Consider the following 18417-nt stretch of genomic DNA (forward strand, 5'->3'; position numbering starts at 1 on the left):
CCCTTTGCAGACAAGGAGAAACGGCCCGTTGGACAAGCTGCTCACGGTTCGGCAGGCAGCCGAACGACTGGGGACGTCTGAGCGCTTCCCGCGTCGACTGATCGCGGAGCGCCGCATCACGTACGTGAAGGTCGGCACCCACGTCCGCATCCCGGAAAGCGCCGTCGACGAGCTGATCGCCACCAACACCGTCGAGCCGCTCGAAGTCCGCTGGCGCGGCGGGAGGGCCGCCTGATGCCCGAGAAGCGACGCCGTTTCGGCAAGATACGCAAGCTGCCGTCCGGCCGGTACCAAGCCTCGTTCGTCGGCCCGTCCGGCGAACGGCAGACTGCACCGGACACCTTTCGGCTCCGAACGGAGGCGGCCCGGTGGCTGTCGCTGGTGGAGGCGGACCTCGCCCGCGGCACCTGGGTCGACGACAAGCTCGGCCGGGAAACGTTCGGCAACTACGCGCGGGGCTGGCTCCGAGACAACGCGAACATCGGCCCGAAGTGGCGCCAGACCTGCACACGGAACCTGCGGCTCCACCTGGCACCCCTGGAGGACGTGCCGCTGCGCGGGATGACGCCGCTCGTCGTACGGGAGTGGCACGCGGCGGCGCTCCGGGGAACGGGCGGCCGGACCTCGATCGCCCAGTCGTACCGGTTCATGCGGGCGGTGATGAACGGCGCGGTGCGGGAGGGCGCCGTGCCTCGCAACCCGTGCCAGATCCCCGGCGCCGGCTCAGACCGCGCCAAAGAACGCCCGGTGGCCTCCCCCGCCGAGGTCGCGGAACTGGTCAACGCGATCACACCCCGATACCGGGCGGCGGTGCTCCTGGCAGCCTGGTGCGGCCTGAGACGCGGCGAATTGGTCGGCCTCCGCGTCGAGGATGTCGACCTGGTCGCCGGGACCGTTCGGGTCCGACGGAACCGGGTCGAGCTCGACGGCGGCGAGGCATTCGACGCGGCCACGAAGACCGACGCGGGCAAGCGGACCGTGGCGATGCCTCCGCACCTGCTGCCGTTCCTGCGGGAACACGTCGCGGACTGGGCGGGCAAGGACCGGCTGTTCGTCGGCCGCACCGGCTCCCCCATGCGCGGGAACGCGGTAAGCAAAGCGTTCGGCAGAGCACGCGCGCGGGTCGGAATGGAGCACTTTACCTTCCACGACATGCGCCACACCGGCCAGACCCTGGCGGCGGCAACCGGAGCGACGCTTAAGGATCTGATGAAGCGGATGGGCCACGCATCGACCGTGGCGGCGTACCGCTACATGCACGCCGTCGATGGGCGGGATGCGGAGATCGCGTCGGCGCTGTCGGATATCGCCGCACACGGCTCGTCGGCGAAGTTGCCGCGGACCATCGTGGCAAAGTGATCGACGAGCCGTTCGGCGTATATCGCGCGAGAAACGCTCTCAGTGACGTTGCGGCGAAACGATTAGATAAGCTGGAGTTCTTTCGCGAGACGCGCGTACTGGGCCGTATCTTTCGTGATTAGCGGAGCTAGGGTCGAGACGAGAAATTCGTATTCAGTTGATCCTGGCTGCGTCATGTTCGGCAAACCGCTCTTAGCCGCCCTAAACACCAGCTTGAGCCGGGCCTTGTAGTCGTCAACTGCCACGCCAGTCGTCTGATAACCGTCACGGATCGCCAAGATGACACGTAGAGATTCGGATCGCCGCTCAATATCAGGCTCGAATTTTTGGCAAAGCTTTTCCAGCACCTCATCGTCGAGGAGATAGTTTTCCAGCTCGCGTTGAGTCCAGACAATAGTTCCGTCGGCGCGAAGTGCCGCGATTTCATCATCCGTTTTGCTGTCCCTGTCGACGACCCTTCTAACCTGCGACCTGATAGCCGTGGAGTTCTGCAGCGCTGCGCCAATCCGCTTAACTTGACCACTATTGCCGATCGATTGAAACTCAACCTCTGGAAAGTCGTCAGAGAAGATTTTCGAAAGAACGCGCGCGTCAAAAGCTTGCTTATCCGCAGACGTGGCTACATCAATCGATCCTTCCACAAGATAGACGATGTCAGGGGACACCAAGTCGGCTAGATCATCCAGGGATGTCCTATGGATGCTCTGCCAGAGGTGGCGAGTAGGTTTCGCCGGCTCTAGGCGTGGATTGAAACTATCCGCAATATCGTCGAAGTTAACGAATGCAATTTCTTCAGGCTTGTCCCTGGCAAGCTGAACACCACGTCTCATCATTGCTAGCGAGTGGGTTGCTACAATCAGCTGGCCGCGAGCCGGTCCCAATTTAAGCATCTCGTCGAGGATCGCTGCCTGGATTCGAGTATTGAGATGGCTTTCTGGTTCATCAAGCAGGAAGATCGAATCCGGGAACTCAGAGCCTCGTAGATGCGCGTCTAGCAGCAGGTCGAAAGCGGCCTTCTCACCAGCCGATAGGTTGACGTAAGGGAATCCGCTTACCGACCCCTTGGAGAAGTAGAAGGTCCCTCGACCACTGAAAGGATGACCGATATTCTCAAGCCGCAAATCGGGAAAGAGACGATTAAAACTTGCAGCAATCGGGTCAATGACTTGCCGGTGGATACGTTCAAGGTCGGGCGTCTGAGTCCTGTCGCCCGCCAGTTCAACCAAATTTCCCCAAAGGCGCGCGTAATGCTGTGCCACTCCGCGGTCCTCGTCGATCGAACGGTTTACATCTTTACTATCTTCGAGGGCCGGCAAGGCTCCGAGGCTACCGACCTGGAACTGACTGGTGTATCTATATGCGCTTCGGTAATGAAAGAGCGCCTTTACGAGCCGAGTGTCGCCGGGCAACTCCTCGTGGAACTCGACATCAATGCCGCCTGCGCGCGCTCGACCCGGAGGCAGATAGAACTGATCGTCCCAACCCCCGGCTCGGCGGCCGTGCTCGTGGTGCCAGAGCAATAGCGCGTCGAAGATCGAAGACTTGCCACATCCATTTGGGCCTAGAAGAAAAATAATCCTGGCCGTGGCCGGCAGGCCCGAAATTTGGACGGAGTCGAAACGCTTGATCGGGCCGGCGGACCGAATGGACTTAAGATGCAACGCTGCATTCCTCTGTTTCGGGGGGCGACTGTGCGCACGGCGGTCAATCGTACCTCAGGCAAATTAGATGCATGCATTCCGATTCGAAGTGTGAAGCTGTTGAGGCACCCCGTGACGTGTCCGCGGACCATGCAGTCGACTGCTCGTCCAGTTTCGCGGAGGATCGCCAACCAGCATCGGCCGCTCGGTCGTAGCTGTCCATCGACTTCTTACGAGTTGACCTAGGGGCATGCGAGGGGCACGCTGAGTGCGGATAGGGGCGCTGAGCTGCGAGAGAAGACCCGCCTTACAAGCGGGGGGTCGTTGGTTCGAACCCAACCGTGCCCACCACCATTCGCCAGCGGTTCCGCCATGCTCAGCACAGCAGCCAAGGCGACCTGTAGCAACGGGTGTAGCAGCCGCTCAGTCCAGGTGGTCATCAAGGCGCTTAACCAGCGGGGCTCCGGTGTCCTTCCTCAGCACGCTCGCGGGCCGAGCGCATGCGGTGTGATGATCACCGCGTGTATTACGACGATTTCACCCCCTACGAGTACACGCACGACGAAGTGTGGTGTGACCCTTCGACCGGCATGCACTTCCTGCGCTATGAGCCGACCTACCAACGCCTCAACATCGGCTGGCTCCAAGCCGACCAGCCCTGGACCGCGGCTCCAGCCCCGGAAGGATTCGCGAGCAGGCTCCTGGCCATCATTGACGCTCAGGACGTCAACGGCATGATGGGCCACCATAGGTGCGACCTGTGCCCCACCCCGCTGCCGCTGTCCCACCCCTGGTACGAACCCCGGCCTGGCCACCAGCGCGCCAGCGCGGACACCTCCGAGATCAGAGTCCCCGCCAACGACAACATCGCCTACGCGGCCCCGCACCTGGTCGGTCACTACGTCACCGACCACGGCTACCTGCCACCGCAACCGTTCATCGACGCCGTACTCGCTTTCGACCCCCACAGCTCCTGGCCGACGCACTGCCCACAGATCCGCTTTCCTTGGATCCCCAGCCAAGCGCGCCTGCGCTTCATAAGCGATATCACCGACGAAGACGACTTCTGAGACGACCACGCCGAGACATAGACCCAGCCGTACAGCCGCAAAGTGATCAGCACAACCTGCTGTCGGGGAGAACAGGAGAAGGCGAGCTTGCCACTCCTGTAGCACTGGCTGTAGCAACTCCCTGGCCACTCAGCGATGCCCGTACGTCGATCAAGCAGGGCCGCCCACGTAGTAGACCAGTGAAGGTCGACGGACGAGCGGCGCTCGGACCTTACAAGCGGGGTCGTTGGTTCGAACCCAACCGTGCCCACACGTTCCTGATCTCTTGTTCGAGCAGGTCAGCGCGCCTGGCCGAGGATCGCGACGAGCGGCCCGCGTCCTATTCGTCCGGGTCCCACTCCAGAAGCAGGTCGAAGTGACGGCGGTCGCCGTCGATCTTCACGGAGTCCACCGGAATGCGGGCGTAGAGGACCAGGAGCGCGGCCGAGGCGGCGGCCGTAGCGCCTTCCGAAGCGGCCGGGGCGGCGTCGGCGGGCCCCGCCGTGACGGTGGCGGCCCAGCGGTGTTGCCCGTTGCCGAGGTGCTGCACCAGGTCCAGCAGCGTCTACTCGGGGCGGGTCGGCACCCGCGCCTCGAGGCTCGGCGCGGCGCCGAACGCATCCGACCGTTCGTTGATCAACCGGGGCAGATCGGGAAATCCAACGTATTCACCACGCCGCCTGACTATCACCGGGTGATGCGAGCCGGACAGCGATTTCCACCCGGGGGCGGCGCTGTCAGGTGGAACGTCTGGACGATGGTGCGCAGGCTGCCGGAGAGTTCGGCCAGGCTGCCGGCGGCGCGTGACGGACGTCCTCTCGGATGTTCTGTCCGGCAGAACGACCGACGAGCTGATCACCTGAGGAAACGTGTGCGCGAAGATGTCGCCGTGGACAGTTGGGTGCCGTTCCGCCGGTCGGACACCGCGAAGGTGGTCGACCTGGTGTGTGCCGTCGCGGACGCCCGCGACCCGGGTGAGCACGGCGAGGGCGTCGAGGTGGTCGTGGAGGCGCCGCGGCTGCGCTGGTGGCAGGCGCTGTTCAACCGGGACGACACCCTCGCGCAGGCGCGGATCGTGGTGACCCGGGACGGCGGGGAGGTGCGGTTCCCGTTCGACATCCAGCTCGTCACCGCGCACGGCGCCGACGCGGCGCACCGGCTGGGGCGGCGTACCGGATGGGCCGTCAGCAACTCCAACGGCCTGGCGTTTCTCATCCAGAAGGGACCGGACCCGGACTACCCGGAGCTGGTGACCGGCGCGGTCGAGGCCCTGGCGAAGCTGCGCCGCCAGCCCCGCGACCGGGGCTGGCGGGCACGCGTGGACCGGGGCATCACAAGGCGTTGATGGTCTCCAGTTCCTCCGCCGACAGCGAGAAGTCGAGCACCGACAGGTTCTCGGTCATCCGCTCCCGGCGGGTCGACTTCGGGATGATGACGATGTCGTGGTGCAGCTGCCAGCGCAGCACCACCTGCGGCACCGTCACGTCGTGCGCCGCGGCGATCGCGACCAGCCGCGGGTCCTCCAGGGGCGTGTTCTTCAGCGAGCTGTACCCCTCCACGACGACCCGCCGGTCCCGCATGTCGGCGAGGAACCGCCCGTCGTGCTGGGCGGGGCTCCACGCGACCTGGTTGACGACGGGGACGTCGCCGGTCTCCTTGATCAGCTGGTCGATCAGCGCGGTGTCGTAGTTGCTGACCCCGATCGAGCGGGTCAGGCCGGCGTCCCGGGCCGCCTGGAACGCCACCCAGGTCGGCACCGACTTCGCCCGCGGCGGCGGCCAGTGGATGAGCCACAGGTCGACGAAGTCGACGCCGAGCGCCTTCAGGCTCGCCTCGATCGTCTGCCGCTCCAGGCCGGACTGCGACGGCGGGAGCTTCGTGGTGATGAAGACCTCCGACCGGTCCACGCCGCTGTCGCGCAGCGCCCTGCCGATCTCCTCCTCGTTGCCGTACATGGTGGCGGTGTCGATGTGCCGGTAGCCGACGTCCAGGGCGGTGCGGGTCGACTCGTACGCCGACGAACCGGTGATCTGCCAGGTGCCGAAGCCGATGGTCGGCAGCTGCACCCCCGGGCCGAGCTCGACGGTTGGGATCTCGTGTGCCATACGCCCAATACTGCCTGAGACTGGCAGGCGTGAACTGGGTGCGGGTGGCGAGCTCCGCGCAGGTGTCGGCGCGGCCCCTCGCCGTGACCGTCGCGGGTGCGCCGCTGGTGCTGCTGCGACCGGAGCCGGGCGGGCCGGTGGTCGCCTTCGCGGACCAGTGCCCGCACCGGCTCGTCCCGCTGTCGGCCGGGACCTTCGCCGGCGGGGTGCTGCGCTGCTCGTATCACGGCTGGGAGTTCGACCCGGCCGGCGCCTGCGTCGCGATCCCGTCCAACCCGCCGGGCACCGGCATCCCGCCGCGGGCGGCGCTGCCGCCGGGCCCCGCGGTCCGCGAGGACGCCGGGGAGGTGTGGGTCCGCCAGGAGGACGTCGCGGCGCCCGCGCCGCTGGACCTGCTGTCCAACGTGGACCCCGGGCTGGCCCGCGCCTGGCACCCGGTGGCTCTGCTGTCGGAGCTGCCGTGCCGCGTCACCCTCCTCGGCGAGGAGCTCGACGTGTCCGTCGCGGCGGATGGTGTACGGGTGGAGCCCGCCCCGCACGCAACCGCCGTGCGGTGGGGCCTGGTGTGGGTCACCCCGGAGCCGCCGCTCGTGGCGCTGTTCGACGACCCCGACACCGAGGACGCCGCGTACGTCGGCGCCTGGCTCCCGCCGGCCCGCACGAACGTGAGCGCCGGGATCGTCGCCGACAACTTCCTCGACGTCGCGCACTTCCCGTTCGTGCACGCGGCCACGTTCGGCGCCGGGGAGGAGCGCGTCGTCCCCCCGTACACCCTGGACGCCGGCGACGACGGCTGCCGCAGCGTGCAGGAGCAGTGGTTCGACAACCCGGAGGACCCAGGGGTCGCCGCCGGAATCCGGCCGGCCCGGCAACGCCGGCGCGCCACGTACGTGCACCGCGCCCCGTTCCAGCTGATGCTGCGCCTGGAGGAGCTCGACGCGGGCGCGGTGAAGACCATCCTGTTCTTCGCCCAGCCGGAGACCCTGACCAGCACCCGCATCTACACGAAGATGCTGCTGCACGGCATCGGCGGCGTCGCCGACCCGGGACCGGACGTGGTGGCGCGGGAGGTCGCGTTCGAGGAGGCTGTCCTCGCCGAGGACCTGGCCCTGCAGGCCACGATGACGCTGCCGGGCCTGCCGCTGCGCAGCCGCGACGAGTTGCACGTGCGCGCCGACCGGCTCGGCGTGGCGCTGCGCCGGACGCTGACGCGGTATCGCACCGTGCCGTGAGCCGGTAGCGTGCGATCATGTCGGACTTTCCAACAGGGTTCCAGTTCGGTGTCTCGACCGCCGCCTATCAGATCGAGGGTGCCGCAGACGAGGACGGCCGTGGCCGCTCGATCTGGGACACGTTCAGCCACACCCCCGGCACGACCCGGGGCGGCGCCACCGGCGACGTCGCCTGCGACCACTACCACCGGTGGGAGTCCGACCTCGACCTGATCCAGGAGCTCGGCGCCACCGCGTACCGGTTCTCGGTCGCCTGGCCCCGCATCCAGCCGACCGGCGACGGCCCCGCCAACGCCGCCGGGATCGCGTTCTACGACCGGCTCGTCGACGGCATGCTCGCCCGCGGCATCGACCCGGTCGTCACGCTGTTCCACTGGGACCTTCCGCAGGCCCTGCAGGACCTCGGCGGCTGGGGCAACCGGGACACCGCGATGCGCTTCGGCGAATACGCCGAGCTCGTCGGCGAGGCCCTCGGCGACCGGGTGAAACTGTGGGTGACGCTCAACGAGCCCTACATCCACCTCGTGCTCGGTCACGTCCTGGGCGTCCATGCCCCCGGCCAGCAGCTCGGCATGGACCTGCTGCCGGTCATCCACCACCAGCTCCTCGGCCACGGCCTCGCCGTGTCCGCGCTGCGCCGGGTGTCGGCCGCGCCGATCACCCTCGCCAACAACTACTCGCCGGTGTGGCCGAAGAGCGACTCCGAGGACGACCACGCCTCCGCCATGTTCTACGACCTGGTGCAGAACCGGCTCTTCACCGACCCGGTCCTGCTCGGCACGTACCCGCCGGTCGTCGAGGCGCTCAGCACCGCCGACATCGACTCCATCGTCATGGACGGCGACATGCAGGTCATCTCCCAGCCGATCGACGCGCTCGGCGTCAACTACTACAACCCGAGCCTCATCAGCGCCCCGCTGCCGGAGGAGACCCTGCCGTTCAGCCGCCTCGACATCACCGGCTACCCGACGACCGACTTCGGCTGGCCGGTCGTGCCGTCGGCGTTGCGGGACATGCTGGTGACGCTGCGCGACACGTACGGTGAGAAGCTTCCGCCGATCTGGATCACGGAAAGCGGCTGCTCGTACGCGCCGGTCGACGACCAGTTCCGCATCGACTACCACGCCGGGCACCTCGCCGCCGTGCGCGAGGCGATCGAGGCCGGCGTCGACGTCCGCGGCTACTGTGCCTGGTCGCTGCTGGACAATTTCGAGTGGGCCGAGGGGTACGAGCAGCGCTTCGGCCTCGTTCACGTCGACTTCGCCACGCAGGAACGGACCCGGCGGCGGTCGTTCGACTGGTTCAGGGAGGTTTGCACCTCAGCTGCACCCCGGCCGGACTTGCAGAGCGGACCGACCGGATGACATCGTCGATGCGGGGCAATCCGTAGCGTTGCGCAGGTCAGTAGTGCGCAGCGTTGGGAGTCGTCGTGACCGAGCAATACGCCGGAGCCCTGCTCTACCTGGTCCCGGTCGTCGTGGCGGCGATCGTCGCGTTCGTGGTCACCAGGCCGGAGAAGGACGAGCCGGCCCCGGCCCCGGCGCCCCTGGACGCGATCCCGGCCACCCGCCGGATCCCGACGCAGCGCAGCTACAGCCCGTCACCTTCGGCGGGGGCTTCGTCGTACACCGGCGGCAACCGTCGCTCGACGGCGGTGCCTCACCAGTCGCCGACGCTGCTGCACGCCGCGCTCTCATCCCACCTGGCCGCGGTGTCCCGCACCGCGACCTCCGCCGCCGCGCCGCTGTCGGCGAAGCAGCCGGTGCTGCGCCCGGCCCGGCTCGTGTCGATCCGCCGGCCCGCCCGCATCCCCCGGCGGCCCCTGCACCAGTGCCCGCACAAGCAGCCGTAAACGCGTTGCCGGCGCCGCGGGCTCCGGCGACGATGACCGGCATGCCGGTGCCGGATCTGATCGTCGAGGCGTGCGGCGCGGACGACGAGCGCCGCTGGGAGATCGTCTGGCACCTGCACCGCCACGGGGGCCGCGAGGCTCTCGACGCGGCCGCGCCGCTGCTGAGCGACCCCGACCCGGACCGTCGTGTGCTGGCCGCGGACATCCTCTCCCAGCTCGCCCTCTCCCAGCAGCTCTCCGGCGACACGCTGCACGAGCCGGTGCTGCGGCTCCTGCTGGACGCCATGACGCGGGAGCAGGACCCCGCGGTGCTGCACGCCATCGCCGTCGCGTTCGGGCACCGCAAGGATCCCCGCGGCATCGAGCCGCTGCGCCGGCACATCGCGCACGCCGACCCCGAGGTGCGCTACGGGGTCGTGTTCGGCATGCTGGGCCTGCCCGACCGGGCCGCCCTGGACGTGCTGATCGTCCTGTCGGCCGACCCGGACGACAAGGTCCGCGACTGGGCGACGTTCGGCCTGGCCCAGCAGAGCGCCGCGGACTTCCCCGCGCTGCGTGCGGCCCTGCTCGCCCGCATCGACGACCCGGACCCTGAGACCCGCGCCGAGGCCATCCACGGCCTGGCGGTCCGCGGCGACCCGCGAGCCATCGGGCCGCTGCTGGAGATGCTCGACTCGCCCGTGGACCAGGACGTGGCGTACAACGTGCACGAGGCGCTGTACGCGATCGCGGCGGCGACCGGCGATCCCCGGCTCCGCGCGCACGTCGCCGCGCACCGGGACAGCTGGCTGGCGGACGTCCCGGGTGAGCCGCTGCCCGAGGACCTGCGGGCCGCGCTCGCCCGCTACCGGGAGTAGGTGCCGGCCGCCCCGCGGCTCGGGTCGGTCTGCGGATCGGCCGGTCAGTCTCCGGAGCAGCCGAAGAAGAAGATCTGATCGGGTTCGCCGTCGGCGTGGATGATCAGGTGCCGGCCGACGCCACGGTTGGTGAGGAGCGGGTCGAGGGCCTCCAACGGGTCGGGCTCCAGGCGGGCCAGGTCGTCCGCGGTCGGGCGGGTCGTGCCGAGCATCCGCTCGCATTCGGCGTCGGTCACCTCGAACGTCCTGCCGAACGCCTTGCGTTCCGCGGGATCGCCGGTGCCCACCTCGAAGATGTCCAGGATCGAATGGGTCATGCTCTCGCGGACCGCCTCGTCGGCCCACAGCTCGTCCTCCGTCAACGGCTTCGGGCGGTCCCGGCTGTCCGGCCAGTAGTAGTCGCCGGCCGCGAGGACGTCGGCACGGAGCCGTGCGAGCGTTTCGGCTGCACTGCCGTGGAACGGGACCAGGTAGTCCCACCCTGACGCACCCATACGAACCTCCGACCCGTGAACGTTGCGCAGATCGTGCCACGGACCCGGGCGGCCGGGATGCCCGGTCTGGGCGAATGCGGACGGCTCAGGCGAGCGCGTCGAGGTGATCGGCGACGGGGCCGAAGGTGAGGACGCCGGATTGCGCACCGGCGTGTTCGGCGGCGGCCGGGAGCAGCGCGGTGTGCAGGGCGCGCATCGTGGGGCGGTCGTCCAGGGCCACTGCGGCGCGGGCAGCCAGGCACAGGCGGGCCTCGAGCAGGGCGTCGTGCGGTGACGCGGGGAGGCAGCGCAGCGCGGTCAGCGCCTCGGCCGGGCGGTCGGCGCGCAGCAGCAGGAGCGGGCGGACCCACGGCTCGTAGGGTCCCCAGCCGCCGTCGGAGCCTCGGCCGCTGTCGGGGCCTGGGCCGCTGTCGGGGCCTGGGCCGCTGTCGGAGCCTCGGCCGCCGTCGGAGCCTCGGCCGCCGTCGGAGCCTCGGCCGCTGTCGGGGCCTGGGCCGCTGTCGGGGCCTCGGCCGTCGTCGGGGTAGATGTCGAGGCTGAGCAGGGACAGGTTCAGCAGGCCCGCTTCCATGCCGGGCATGGAGGCGCGCGACAGTGCGGCATGCGCGGTGCGGTACGCGGCCTCCGACGGCTGCCGCAGCGCCGCGTACAGCGACGTGAACACGCCCACGAGCGGCAGGTCGTACCGGGCGGCGAGGGCGTCGGCGGTGGCCGCGTGCGTGCCCGCGAGGGGCAGGTCGCCGAGGGCGGCGGCGGACTGCAGCCGGATCAGGTGGCCGAGGACCTCGAACGTCACCAGGTCGTGGCGGGCGGCCAGGTCGGTGAGCTCGGCGCCGATGGCGGCGCGGGCGGGGGCCAGGCCGGGGCGGTGGAAGGTGTGGATGTAGCGGGCGTTCAGGGCGACGGCCAGCCGCAGCGGGTCCCCCGTGGCGCGGGCGATGCGCTCCGCCGCGATCGCCGCCAGCAGGCCACGGTGGCCGGTGATGCCGCGCAGCTCCAGGGCGAGGGTGCTCAGCAGGCGCCCCCGGTGGGCCTCGTCGAGCGGGGTACGCAGGGCCCGGGTCGCGGCGGTAACAAGAAGCCGGGACAGGTGTTCGTCGTCGTTGCGGGGCCAGATCGCGGGAACGTCGAAGCCGGTGAGGGCGGCCGGGTCCGGGGCGACGGCGGCACGCAGGCGGCGGGCCTCGGACATGTCACCGGTGATGGCGAGGGCACGGGACAGGCCCATCAGCGCCGCCGGATCAGTGCCCGCCTGGCGCCAGAACCGGGCTGCCTCGTGCGGGTCGCCGCGGTGTTCGGCGCGGAGGGCGGCGTCGCGGGCGTACCGGGCGGCAGCGGCGGCGTGCGCAGGGCCGGCGTGGCCGAAATGGTGGGCGAGGGACTCGACGTCCGAGGGGTGGATGCGGGCGAGGGCGAGCCCGACGTCGGCGTGCCAGGCCCGGCGGCGCAGGGCGGACAGGTCGCCGTAGATGGTGTCGCGGATCAGGACGTGGGTGAAGCGCAGCCCGCCGTCGGTGAGGAAACCGGCGTCGACGGCCGGGTCAAGGGCGGCCGGGTCGGCGACGAGGACGGCGAGGACGTCGGGGTCGACGTCCCGGCCGACGACGGCGGCGAGCCGCAGGGCGCTCTGCGCGGCGGGCGGCAGCTGGGCGAGGCGGTGACGCAGCACGTCGCGGACCCCGGCCGGCACGGTCTCCAGGGCAGCGTCGCCCTCGTCCTTGACGAGGCGGGCCAGCTCCCGGACGAAGAACGGGTTGCCGCCGGTGCGCCGGTGCACCGCCGCCGTGTCCAGGTCACGGCCGGCGACGGCGCGGGCGAGCGTCGCGGTCGCGGACCCGGACAGGCCGCCGAGGAGGATCCGCAGCGGTTCGGCGCGGGCGAAGCGGGCGAGAGCGGCAGTCAGCGCCGGACCGATCTCGGTGGCGCGGAAGGTACCGGCGAGCAGGACCGGTCCTGTGGCCGGGTCGCGCTCGGCGAACAGGTCGGCGAGCAGGTCGAGGGTGCCCTCGTCGGCGCGGTGCAGGTCGTCGGCGATGAGCAGCACGGGGTTGGCCCGAGCAGCCGCGCTCAACGCCTCGACGGTGGCGCGGCGCCGGCGGAACCGGACGGTGGCGGGGTCGGTGACGACGATGCCGGCGGCGGGCTGCGGAGCGTCGGAGTGGACGGCCGGGGCGCTGCCGGCGGCGGGCTGCAGGACGGCTGGGGCGCTGCCGGCGGCGGGCTGCGGAACGCCGAGGTGGACACCCGGGGCGCCGCCGGCGGCCGGTTGCAGGACGGCAGAGGTGCTACTGGCGGCCGGTTGCAGGACGTCGGGGTGGACGGCCTGGGCGCCGTCGTGTTCGGGGGCGTGGCCCCATGACGTCGTCCAGCCGTCGGCGGCGAGGTCGCGGGCGAGGGCCGAGACGAGCGCGGTCTTGCCGGCGCCGGGTTCGCCCGACACGAGCGCGAGGACGGGCCGGCCCGAGGAGACGGCGCTTGCCGCGGCCCGCCGGAGCCGGTCCAGCTCGACGTCCCGCCCCACCAGGTCGGGCGCCCGAGCCGCCGACCAGGACGGGGCCGGTCGCGCGACGGGGCCGTCCAGCAGCGGCGACTGGGCGAGGATGTCGGTCTCCAGGGCGCGCAGACCCGGCCCGGGGTCGATGCCGAGCTCGTCTACGAGCACCGTCCGGGCCCGGCGCAGCGCGGCGAGGGCGTCGCCCTGGCGGCCGGACCGGTACAGGGCGAGCGCCAGGGACTGCCAGGCGGTCTCTCGCAGCGGGTGCGCGGTGGTGTGCGCCTGCAGCTCCGTCGCCGCGTCCGCGGGCCGGCCGAGGGCGAGCAGCGCCGCCGCGTGCCGTTCGACGGCGAGGGCGCGCAGCTCGTCGAGGCGGTCGATCTCGGCACGGGCCCACGGCGAGGTCTCAAACTCGGCGTAGGCCGGCCCCCGCCACCAGCCGAGCGCCTCGTCGAGCACGCGCAGCGCGTCCGCCGGGGCGAGGTCGCGGGCCGCGTCGACGGCGGCCTCGAACCGCCAGGCGTCGACGTCGCCGGCCCGCAGCGCATATCCGGGTGGCTCCGTCACCAGCAGCGTCGCCGGCCGGCGGGAGGCCCGGTCCGGTTCGATCGCGCGCCGCAGGTCGGCGACGAACGTGCGGATCGCCGCGACCGCCCCGGCCGGCGGGTGCTCCGGCCACAGGTCGTCGACGAGGACACCGACGGGGACGACCCGGCCGCGCGCGACGACGAGCCGGGCGAGGACGGCCCGCTGCCGGGCGCCCTGCAGCGCGACCGGTCCGGCACCGGTCGCGGCCTCCACCGGACCGAGCACGCCGAACCTGGTCACCAAAGCAATCTACTGCTCATCGAACACTCATCGGCGTCGCGCAGCCTGGGCCGCATGAGGATCAACGGCTTCGACTACCAGCAGGTCCCGGTCGCCGACGGGGTGACGCTCAACACCGCCGTCGGCGGCTCCGGCCCGCCGGTCGTGCTCCTGCACGGTTTCCCCCAGACGCACCTGATGTGGCGGCACGTGGCCGCGGACCTGGCCGCCGACCACACCGTCATCTGCCCCGACCTGCGCGGCTACGGCGCCAGCAGCAAGCCGGCCGGCACCGACGCGTACGCGAAGCGGGTCATGGCCGCCGACGTCGTCGCGCTCGCCAGCGCCCTGGGCCACGACCGGTTCGCGCTCGCCGGGCACGACCGGGGCGCCCTGGTGGCCTTCCGCGCCGGCCTCGACCACCCGGCCGCGGTGACCCACCTCGCGTCCCTCGACGTGCTGCCGACACTGGACATGTGGGACGTCATGCGCGGCACCACCGCCGCGATCGGGTTCCACCTGTACCTGATGGCCCAGCCGCCAGGCCTGCCGGAGACGATGATCGGCGCGAGCCCGGACGCGTTCTTCGGCTACTTCCTCGACCTGTGGGCCCGCGACCCGGCCGCGATCCCGGGTGCGGTGCGGGAGGCGTACCTCGCCGCCTGCCGCGACGCGGTCCCGTCGATCGTCGCGGACTACCGGGCCTCGGCCGGCGTCGACGTCGACCACGACCGGGCCGACCGGGCGGCTGGCGCGACGCTGCGGATGCCAGTGAGCGTGCTGCAGCAGGACTGGGGCGCCGCGCTCGGGTTCGACGCGGCGGCGCTGTGGCGGGACTGGGCCCCCGACCTGGAGCACACGACCGTGACCTGCGGGCACTTCATGGCCGAGGAGGCGCCAACAGAGGTGGTACGGGCAATCCGCGCGCTGCTCACCCGCTGACGCGACCGACGACCCTGCGCCCCGCGCGCTGCTCGTCCGCTGACGCGACCGGCGACACCGTGCCCCGCGACGCTCCGCGCCCGCCGACCCGACCGGCCACCCCGCGCCCGCGCGTTGCCCGCCCGCTGGCCCGACCGGCTCCCCCGAGTTGCCCGCCCGCTGACGCGTCCGGCCACCCCGCAGCTCACGGGGTGGCCGGTCGTAGGTCAATGTCGGTCGTGCGGTTCTCACGCTTGCAGCCCCGGACCCGCACCGGCGTTCCGCTCATCGATACGGTAGCCCCTGCCACCTAATTTTCCGACGAGGCCGTCACCGACTGTAGTGCCAGCCGGTGACGGCCCAGGAAATTCAGTGTGACGGTGCCGGCTCCAAGGGGTCGACCCGGTGCCGTCCCTCGCCGTCCTCGTCGACGAACGGCGCCGCCGGCTCGGTGACGGCGGAGTGCCGGCCCTCCCGCTTGAGGCGGCGGCGCTCCTTCACGCCCTCGATCATCGTGTACAGCGTGGGCACCAGGACCAGGGTCAGCAGGGTCGAGCTGACCAGGCCGCCGATGACGACGATCGCCAGGGGCTGGGAGATGAAGCCGCCCTCGCCGGTGAGGCCGATCGCCATCGGCGCCAGGGCGCAGATCGTGGCGACGGCCGTCATCAGGATCGGGCGCAGCCGGTGCCGGCCGCCCTCGATGACCGCTTGGCGGACGGGCATGCCGCCCTCGCGGTACTGGTTGATGAGGTCCATCAGCACGATCGCGTTGGTGACAACGATGCCGATGAGCATGAGCACGCCGATCATCGCCGGCAGGCCCAGCGGGGTGTTCGTCGCGAGCAGGAGCAGGATCGCACCGGTCGCGGCGAACGGGATCGACACCAGCAGGATGAACGGCTGGGCGATGCTGCGGAACGTCGCCACCATGATGATGAAGACGATCGCGATGGCGGCGAGCATGGCCAGGCCGAGCTGCGCGAACGCCTCCTGCTGGTCCTGGGTGACGCCGCCGAGGGTGATGGTCGCGCCGGCCGGCGGAGTCAGCTTGTCCAGCTTCTTCTGCAGGTCAGCGGAGACCGTGCCCAGGTCGGAGCCGGTGGCCCGGCCGGTGACCGAGGCGCTGCGGTTGCCGTCGATGCGGGTGATGGCGACCGGGCCGGCGCCTTCCTTGACGTCGGCGACCTGGTCGAGCCGCACGAACGGCGTCGTCGCGCTCTGCACCGGGATCGGCAGGGCCTTCAACGCTTCCAGGGTCGCCGGGGCCGGGCCGGAGCGCAGGATCAGGTCGCGCTGCTGGCCGTCGACGGTGAGCTGGGCGAGGTTCTGCCCGCGGTAGGCGGCGCTGACGATGCCGCCGACCGCCGCGTCGGACAGCCCGTACTTCGCGGCGACGTCACGCTTGACCTTCACGTCGACCCGCGGGTTGCTGGCCGCGAGGTTGCTCTCGACGTCGGCGATCCCGGGGGTGCCGGCCATCGCCTCCTGCGCCAGCTTGGCCGCCGTGGCCAGGTCGTCGGTGTTGTTGGCCTTGACGACGACCTCGAGCTGGTCGGTGGAGCCGCCGCCCCCGCCGCCGGCGGTGATCTTCACGGTGCCGAAGGCGGCCTGGTCGGTGACCTGCTTGCGCAGTTCCTCGATCACCGTGTCGACGTTGGCGTCCTCCTTCGCGGTGACCGAGAAGTTGGACGTGTTGCCCGACTGGGCGCCGGCGAAGCCGAAGCCGGCCGAGGCGCCGACGGTCACCTGGTAGGACGCGATGTCGCTGCGGGCGCCGAGGAGGTCCTCGACCTTCTTCGCGGCGGCGTCGGTGACGGCGAGGCTGGAGCCGACCGGCAGCTCCTGCGAGATGGAGAACTCGGTCTGGCCGCTCTGGTCGATGAAGTTGGTCTTGAGCAGGCCGGCCAGGCCGATCGTCACGAAGAACACGAGGATGCTGAGGCCGACGGTGATCCAGCGGGTGGTGCGGCTGCGGGTGACCCAGCTGATGACCGGCACATAGGTCCGCTGGAGGCGGCTGCGCTCCTCCTTGTCCAGGGCCTTGGCGAGGATCGCCTCGCGCTCCAGGGCGCCGACCTGCTTCGGCGGGCGCAGGAACCAGTACGCGAGGACCGGCACGACGGTGAGCGACACCAGCAGCGACGCGATCAGTGCCACGGTGATGGTGATCGCGAACGGGCGGAACAGCTGCCCGGCAAAGCCGCCGACGAGGCCGATCGGGAGGAACACCGCGACCGTGGTCAGCGTGGAGGCGACGACGGCGCTGGTGACCTCGCGGACGCCGGTGAGGATCGCATGGCGTTTCTCTTCGCCGTACTCCAGATGTCGTTTGATGTTTTCGAGCACGACGATGGAGTCGTCGACGACCCGGCCGACGGCGATGGTGAGCGCGCCGAGGGTGAGCAGGTTCAGCGAGTAGTCGCCGACCCACAGGCCGATCAGGGCGACGACCACCGACAGCGGGATCGACACCGCGGTGACGATCGTGGAGCGCAGCGACGTCAGGAAGATGAGGATCACCAGGACGGCGAAGAGCAGGCCGAGGGCGCCCTCGGTGCTGAGGCCCTTGATGGACTTCTCCACGAACGGCGCCTGGTCGAAGACCGAGGTGATCGCCGCGTCTCCGCCGAGTTCCTTCTTGAGGTCGTCGAGCTTGTCCTGCACCGCGTGGCTGATCTTCACCGCGTTGCCGTCGGGTGACGCGGTGACCGAGATGCCGAGGCTGGGCTTGCCGTTGGTGCGGGTGATCGACGTCGTGTCGGCGGTCTTGAGCTCGACCTTCGCGACGTCGCCGAGCTTCGTGGTCGGCGTGACGTTGAGCGCCTTGAGGTCTGCGAGGGTGGCGAGGGTACCGCCGACCTGCACCGCGAGGGAACGGTCGCCCTCGGTCAGGGTGCCGGCGGGGAACGACACGCCGTTGGACTTCAGCGCGGCGGTTACCGTCTGCGCGTTGACCCCGGCCGGGAAGGCCTTCGCCGGGTCGAGCGTGATCTCGACGTTCTGGGTCGCGGCGCCGGTGACCTCGACGGCGCGGACGCCCTCGATCCCCTGCAGCGCGGGCACGACGATGGCGTCGAGCTGCTGTGCGAACGCGACCTGGTCGCCGGACTTGCTGGCGGCGAGCACCACGGCCGGCAGGTCGTCGGTCGAGCCGGCGATGACCTGCGGCTCGACGGTCGACGGCAGCGTCGACTTGATCCGGTTGATCGCGGTCTGGATCTTGTTGGTGATGTCGTCGATGGACGAGCCGAACTCGAACGACACCTGAACGGTCGCGACACCCTCACGCGTGGTGGAGGTGATGTCGGTGAGACCGGGCACGCCCTGCAGGGCGTTCTCGATCGGCGTGGTGACCTGCTCCTCGACGATGTCCGGTGACACGCCCGGGTAGGGCGCCAGCACGAACGCGGCGGGGAAGTCGATCGACGGGATGAGCTGTTGCTTCAGTGACGGGATGGCAATGGCGCCGAAGCCCAGGACGACGATCGCGATGATCGCGACCAGCCCCCGGTTCGCCAAACTGAGCCGGGCGAGGAACGACATGTCTGGAGTCTTCTTCCGATCGGCTAAGACAGACGTTAGTTCGTGTGATGCTAACCGTTCG

Annotated in this window: 15 protein-coding genes and 1 tRNA gene; 10 read left to right on the forward strand and 6 right to left on the reverse strand. The window is 70.3% G+C overall.

Going from position 1 to position 18417, the window contains the following annotated elements:
- Nucleotides 1-28 precede the first annotated feature (28 nt).
- On the forward strand, nucleotides 29-235 hold the full coding sequence (locus AB0K00_RS36785) for an excisionase family DNA-binding protein (RefSeq protein ID WP_363530490.1): 207 nt from the start codon (nucleotides 29-31) through the stop codon (nucleotides 233-235).
- Nucleotides 235-1359 (forward strand): site-specific integrase, encoded by a 1125-nt coding sequence (locus AB0K00_RS36790; protein WP_363530492.1) that lies wholly within the window; start codon nucleotides 235-237, stop codon nucleotides 1357-1359. Before AB0K00_RS36785 ends, AB0K00_RS36790 begins: the two co-directional genes overlap by 1 nt.
- A 62-nt stretch (nucleotides 1360-1421) precedes the next feature.
- Here AB0K00_RS36790 and AB0K00_RS36795 read toward each other — a convergent pair whose 3' ends face one another.
- On the reverse strand, nucleotides 1422-3020 hold the full coding sequence (locus AB0K00_RS36795) for an AAA family ATPase (protein WP_363530495.1): 1599 nt from the start codon (nucleotides 3018-3020) through the stop codon (nucleotides 1422-1424).
- 256 nt (nucleotides 3021-3276) lie between these two features.
- On the opposite strand from AB0K00_RS36795, the gene AB0K00_RS36800 reads away from it, so the two are divergent.
- A tRNA-Val gene (locus AB0K00_RS36800) sits at nucleotides 3277-3350 on the forward strand.
- Between the two features lie 170 nt (nucleotides 3351-3520).
- The gene (locus tag AB0K00_RS36805; RefSeq protein WP_363530498.1) at nucleotides 3521-4069 is read left to right on the forward strand and encodes a hypothetical protein; all 549 of its coding nucleotides are present in this window, start codon (nucleotides 3521-3523) and stop codon (nucleotides 4067-4069) included.
- A gap of 319 nt (nucleotides 4070-4388) precedes the next feature.
- On the opposite strand, the gene AB0K00_RS36810 is transcribed toward AB0K00_RS36805, so the two are convergent.
- Nucleotides 4389-4598: a hypothetical protein gene (locus tag AB0K00_RS36810; protein WP_363530501.1), complete on the reverse strand. Its 210-nt coding sequence runs from the start codon at nucleotides 4596-4598 to the stop codon at nucleotides 4389-4391.
- Nucleotides 4599-4937: 339 nt separating this feature from the next.
- On the opposite strand from AB0K00_RS36810, the gene AB0K00_RS36815 reads away from it, so the two are divergent.
- Entirely contained in the window at nucleotides 4938-5393 is a 456-nt protein-coding gene (locus tag AB0K00_RS36815) for a hypothetical protein (protein WP_363530503.1), read from the forward strand.
- On the opposite strand, the gene AB0K00_RS36820 is transcribed toward AB0K00_RS36815, so the two are convergent.
- Entirely contained in the window at nucleotides 5380-6153 is a 774-nt protein-coding gene (locus AB0K00_RS36820; RefSeq protein ID WP_363530506.1) for an aldo/keto reductase, read from the reverse strand. The genes AB0K00_RS36815 and AB0K00_RS36820 overlap by 14 nt on opposite strands.
- A 29-nt stretch (nucleotides 6154-6182) precedes the next feature.
- Between AB0K00_RS36820 and AB0K00_RS36825 the strand changes: the two genes are divergently transcribed.
- From AB0K00_RS36825 to AB0K00_RS36840, 4 genes are all read left to right on the forward strand, one after another.
- Nucleotides 6183-7385 carry a Rieske 2Fe-2S domain-containing protein gene (locus tag AB0K00_RS36825; protein ID WP_363530509.1) on the forward strand — a complete coding sequence of 401 codons (1203 nt, stop codon included), beginning with the start codon at nucleotides 6183-6185 and terminating at the stop codon, nucleotides 7383-7385.
- A 17-nt stretch (nucleotides 7386-7402) separates the two neighbouring features.
- Nucleotides 7403-8749, forward strand: a complete 1347-nt coding sequence (locus AB0K00_RS36830; RefSeq protein ID WP_363530512.1) for a GH1 family beta-glucosidase — start codon at nucleotides 7403-7405, stop codon at nucleotides 8747-8749.
- Nucleotides 8750-8814: 65 nt separating this feature from the next.
- Nucleotides 8815-9237: a hypothetical protein gene (locus AB0K00_RS36835; RefSeq protein ID WP_363530515.1), complete on the forward strand. Its 423-nt coding sequence runs from the start codon at nucleotides 8815-8817 to the stop codon at nucleotides 9235-9237.
- Nucleotides 9238-9278: 41 nt separating this feature from the next.
- On the forward strand, nucleotides 9279-10094 hold the full coding sequence (locus AB0K00_RS36840) for a HEAT repeat domain-containing protein (RefSeq protein WP_363530518.1): 816 nt from the start codon (nucleotides 9279-9281) through the stop codon (nucleotides 10092-10094).
- A gap of 44 nt (nucleotides 10095-10138) precedes the next feature.
- Here the strand turns inward: AB0K00_RS36840 and AB0K00_RS36845 are convergent, their stop codons facing one another.
- Together AB0K00_RS36845 and AB0K00_RS36850 are read right to left on the reverse strand one after the other, a co-directional pair.
- The gene (locus AB0K00_RS36845; RefSeq protein ID WP_363530521.1) at nucleotides 10139-10588 is read right to left on the reverse strand and encodes a hypothetical protein; all 450 of its coding nucleotides are present in this window, start codon (nucleotides 10586-10588) and stop codon (nucleotides 10139-10141) included.
- 85 nt (nucleotides 10589-10673) lie between these two features.
- A complete protein-coding gene (locus AB0K00_RS36850) occupies nucleotides 10674-13910 on the reverse strand; it encodes a BTAD domain-containing putative transcriptional regulator (protein ID WP_363530524.1) in 3237 nt (1078 codons plus the stop codon).
- Nucleotides 13911-13964: 54 nt separating this feature from the next.
- On the opposite strand from AB0K00_RS36850, the gene AB0K00_RS36855 reads away from it, so the two are divergent.
- Complete coding sequence (locus AB0K00_RS36855) at nucleotides 13965-14831, forward strand: alpha/beta hydrolase (protein WP_363530527.1); 867 nt, start codon at nucleotides 13965-13967, stop codon at nucleotides 14829-14831.
- 348 nt (nucleotides 14832-15179) lie between these two features.
- On the opposite strand, the gene AB0K00_RS36860 is transcribed toward AB0K00_RS36855, so the two are convergent.
- Complete coding sequence (locus tag AB0K00_RS36860; RefSeq protein WP_363530530.1) at nucleotides 15180-18356, reverse strand: efflux RND transporter permease subunit; 3177 nt, start codon at nucleotides 18354-18356, stop codon at nucleotides 15180-15182.
- Nucleotides 18357-18417 lie beyond the last annotated feature (61 nt).

This window comes from Dactylosporangium sp. NPDC049525 (assembly GCF_040676755.1).
Taxonomy (GTDB): domain Bacteria; phylum Actinomycetota; class Actinomycetes; order Mycobacteriales; family Micromonosporaceae; genus Dactylosporangium.